This is a genomic window from Lentilactobacillus parabuchneri DSM 5707 = NBRC 107865, assembly GCF_001435315.1.
GTDB lineage: Bacteria > Bacillota > Bacilli > Lactobacillales > Lactobacillaceae > Lentilactobacillus > Lentilactobacillus parabuchneri.
The window spans coordinates 1-2,567 of record NZ_AZGK01000031.1; the positions used below are offsets into that span (position 1 = coordinate 1).

General features: G+C 37.3%; 3 protein-coding genes and 2 pseudogenes. All 5 read right to left on the minus strand.

Features of this window, described 5'->3' with window-relative positions; all coding sequences use genetic code 11:
* Positions 1-149: 149 nt before the first annotated feature.
* Positions 150-350, minus strand: a pseudogene (locus FC51_RS12205) (transposase); the annotation flags it as partial.
* A gap of 153 nt (positions 351-503) precedes the next feature.
* Positions 504-917: a hypothetical protein gene (locus FC51_RS11920; protein ID WP_057911393.1), complete on the minus strand. Its 414-nt coding sequence runs from the start codon at positions 915-917 to the stop codon at positions 504-506.
* A gap of 178 nt (positions 918-1,095) precedes the next feature.
* Positions 1,096-1,176, minus strand: a pseudogene (locus FC51_RS12505) (IS5/IS1182 family transposase); the annotation flags it as partial.
* A 339-nt stretch (positions 1,177-1,515) separates the two neighbouring features.
* A complete protein-coding gene (locus tag FC51_RS11925) occupies positions 1,516-2,040 on the minus strand; it encodes a helix-turn-helix domain-containing protein (RefSeq protein WP_057911394.1) in 525 nt (174 codons plus the stop codon).
* 63 nt (positions 2,041-2,103) lie between these two features.
* Positions 2,104-2,567, minus strand: a 464-nt coding sequence (locus FC51_RS11930; protein ID WP_235806488.1) for a hypothetical protein, incomplete at its 5' end; no start/stop codon positions are given.

Sequence of the window (2,567 nt, forward strand, 5' to 3'; positions counted from 1 at the left end):
CCTACATTTTACGGGTGCCTTTTACACATGAACTCAAGGGAAGCAAAATTTTTTTTACTTAAGCCATCTAGTTACGTTAATATCCAACTTCCAAGGTATTTTAACTTCTCTTCTGTAATGGCAGATTGCAAGAAATAACTTGAACAAATTTAGTAACGCAGATCACGCAAAAAGATCTCAATCGGTGTTCGCCAATTTAAACATTTGAGTGGTCGGGAATTCAAATACCAGTTAATTTGAATCAATTCATCATCGGTAATCTCATCAATCGGTTGACCTTTGGGAATGAAGCGGCGTAGTACTCGGTTGCGATTTTCATTACTGCCTCGTTCATGTGGCGAATAAGCGTGCTATGAAGTGTTATATAACTGCTAGTCAATATAATAAACCCACTCAAATTACCTCCAAGTAACCCATAGCCAATTACATTCAGCAATCGCGATTCAATATGCACCACATTGTCTGTATAGTGTCATTTCACACGTTAATTAATGAGAATGACATCAATATCGATAAAGCCAACCAATTTTTTTGAATGAATAAGGTGGCTTAGAAGTTACCTTAATCTTATTTTTATCTTTATAAATATAACTATTGAAAGTCATATTTAATAAATCTCGTCCCTTGATTATGTAAACGTGTTTATTAACTCTTTGGGTTTTAACCGATGATTGGGGGCCATCATTATGAGCTGCCGTATTTTTTCCATAGAAAAGATAATAATCCATTCCATTTTTATAAATATTGCACAGTATGTGATTGTGATGCTTATAGTTTTGATACTTACCTCTCAAGACTTTAGGTATTCCATTATGCCAAGTGGAAGCGTGAGCCTTCACAAGCATCGAAGTATTTAGACCAACTAACAATAATATCATCGTAAAAATAGCTGAAGCAAAAAAACTTTTAGTTTTCAATTTAAAAACATCTCCCAGTGAAATAATAACATTGTGCCTGTAACCGTCAAACCTTCTCTTAGGATATAAGATAGCCCTTCTAAAATAACATCATATCAAAAGTTGAGGTCACCTTAATGGTCCCCGTGTGCAATTGACGTTCACAATTTTTTCAGAGTCGTCAATATTTTTCTAATCAACTAAAAGAACGTTCAATTACCCAGCGTTGTGGTAACACTTCAAATTGATATAACTCATCGCGTTTAGTGACCTGAACGGTCCGCTACCTGAACCACCGCCTGGTGTTACTGCTGGCGTGCCAATTGCCAAACTAAATGTATGGGCGCGTCCTGGGTTATCGGTGTCAATAACCGCAATCTTAACGGTTTTACCGTTTAAAGATGGATTGTCTAATCCAGTTACATTCCCATCTTTATCTACTTTGACAGCGGGATCGCTCGAACTCCATAGCCGGGATTCTGTTGTTTGATGTCTTTAATGACTTGGAGTAATTCTTGATTATCTTTAGCTTCATGACGGTGTGCTTGGTAATAGAACGTACTCCGCTTAATGGTGGCGTATGGCAAAATCTCCGTTAAGCTAAATCCGAATTCGTGCCTTAGTTCTTGGATGATTTGATATTCTTCTTTGACTGTCCGCGACGTTGAACTAAGGCTTCGAGTTTTTTTAGATATTCGTTCTCCACTTTCAAAGCCCGATTATCAGCCTTCAAGCGCTCTAACTCTGATAACTGTTTCCTAGCTTGGTGATTATGGTTAGTCATCATGTGGTTTGCCCGTCCTCTTCTGGTAAACAAGGCCTCAATACCACGTTCTTTAAGCTTCCTCTGCCAATTAGCGATGGTCCCGGGATTACTAATATCAAATTGGAGTGCTGTTTGTGGATACGAGGCTTTGTGTTGTTTTTTCCAGTTTAAGACTTTTAGCTTAAAATCACCATCATAATCAAATTTTGGTGAACGAATTTCTAGGCCTTGAATACCATATTTTCGATAACGAGCAACCCATGTCTGCACAGATATTTTCCCTTTAATGCCTAATCTTCGGGCAATAGTCGGTGAACCGATTCCAGCTAAATACATTTGAACAGCTTTAAGTTTAACTTCAAAACTAAATTTAGTCATAGTAAAACCCCCATAGTTAGAATTTTTCATCCAACTATGGGGGTTCACTTCAATGTTTGCTTTTTAACGATGCCACTTAGTGAGTGGATACGTCGAGTCGCCCTTAATACCGTGATACATGTATTTGCCACTAATCCAATAAGGAGTTTGCTCTAAATTTTTTTGACTGTCAACTGTGTACTTGCTGCCCTGCTTTAAAACATACTTGAAAACAATGTGACTCGTGTACTTTTTACCGGACGGTGCCCAATAAATATGGTACTTGGTAATTTTAGTTTTGTATTTGCCTCGGATCCAAACATGACGTAATGATTTAGGCATACCCTTTACCTTGGTAGTTTTTGCGGCAGCCGTTGTATCAACCTGATACGTATTGACCGAAAAAGCAACGGTGCCTGATAATATAATTGAAATAATTGCTGATTTAACAATTCTTTTCACAAAATCATCTCCCAGATACATTTTAGTATAAGTATTTAAGGCATAAATGAAAAGATAAACTGAAACTTGAAAGCTAATAATCACGC

What these genes read in the sequence shown, in the direction of transcription:
- FC51_RS11925 (WP_057911394.1), bottom strand. Translation starts at nt 2,040, where the DNA reads ATGACTAAATTTAGTTTTGAAGTTAAACTTAAAGCTGTTCAAATGTAT.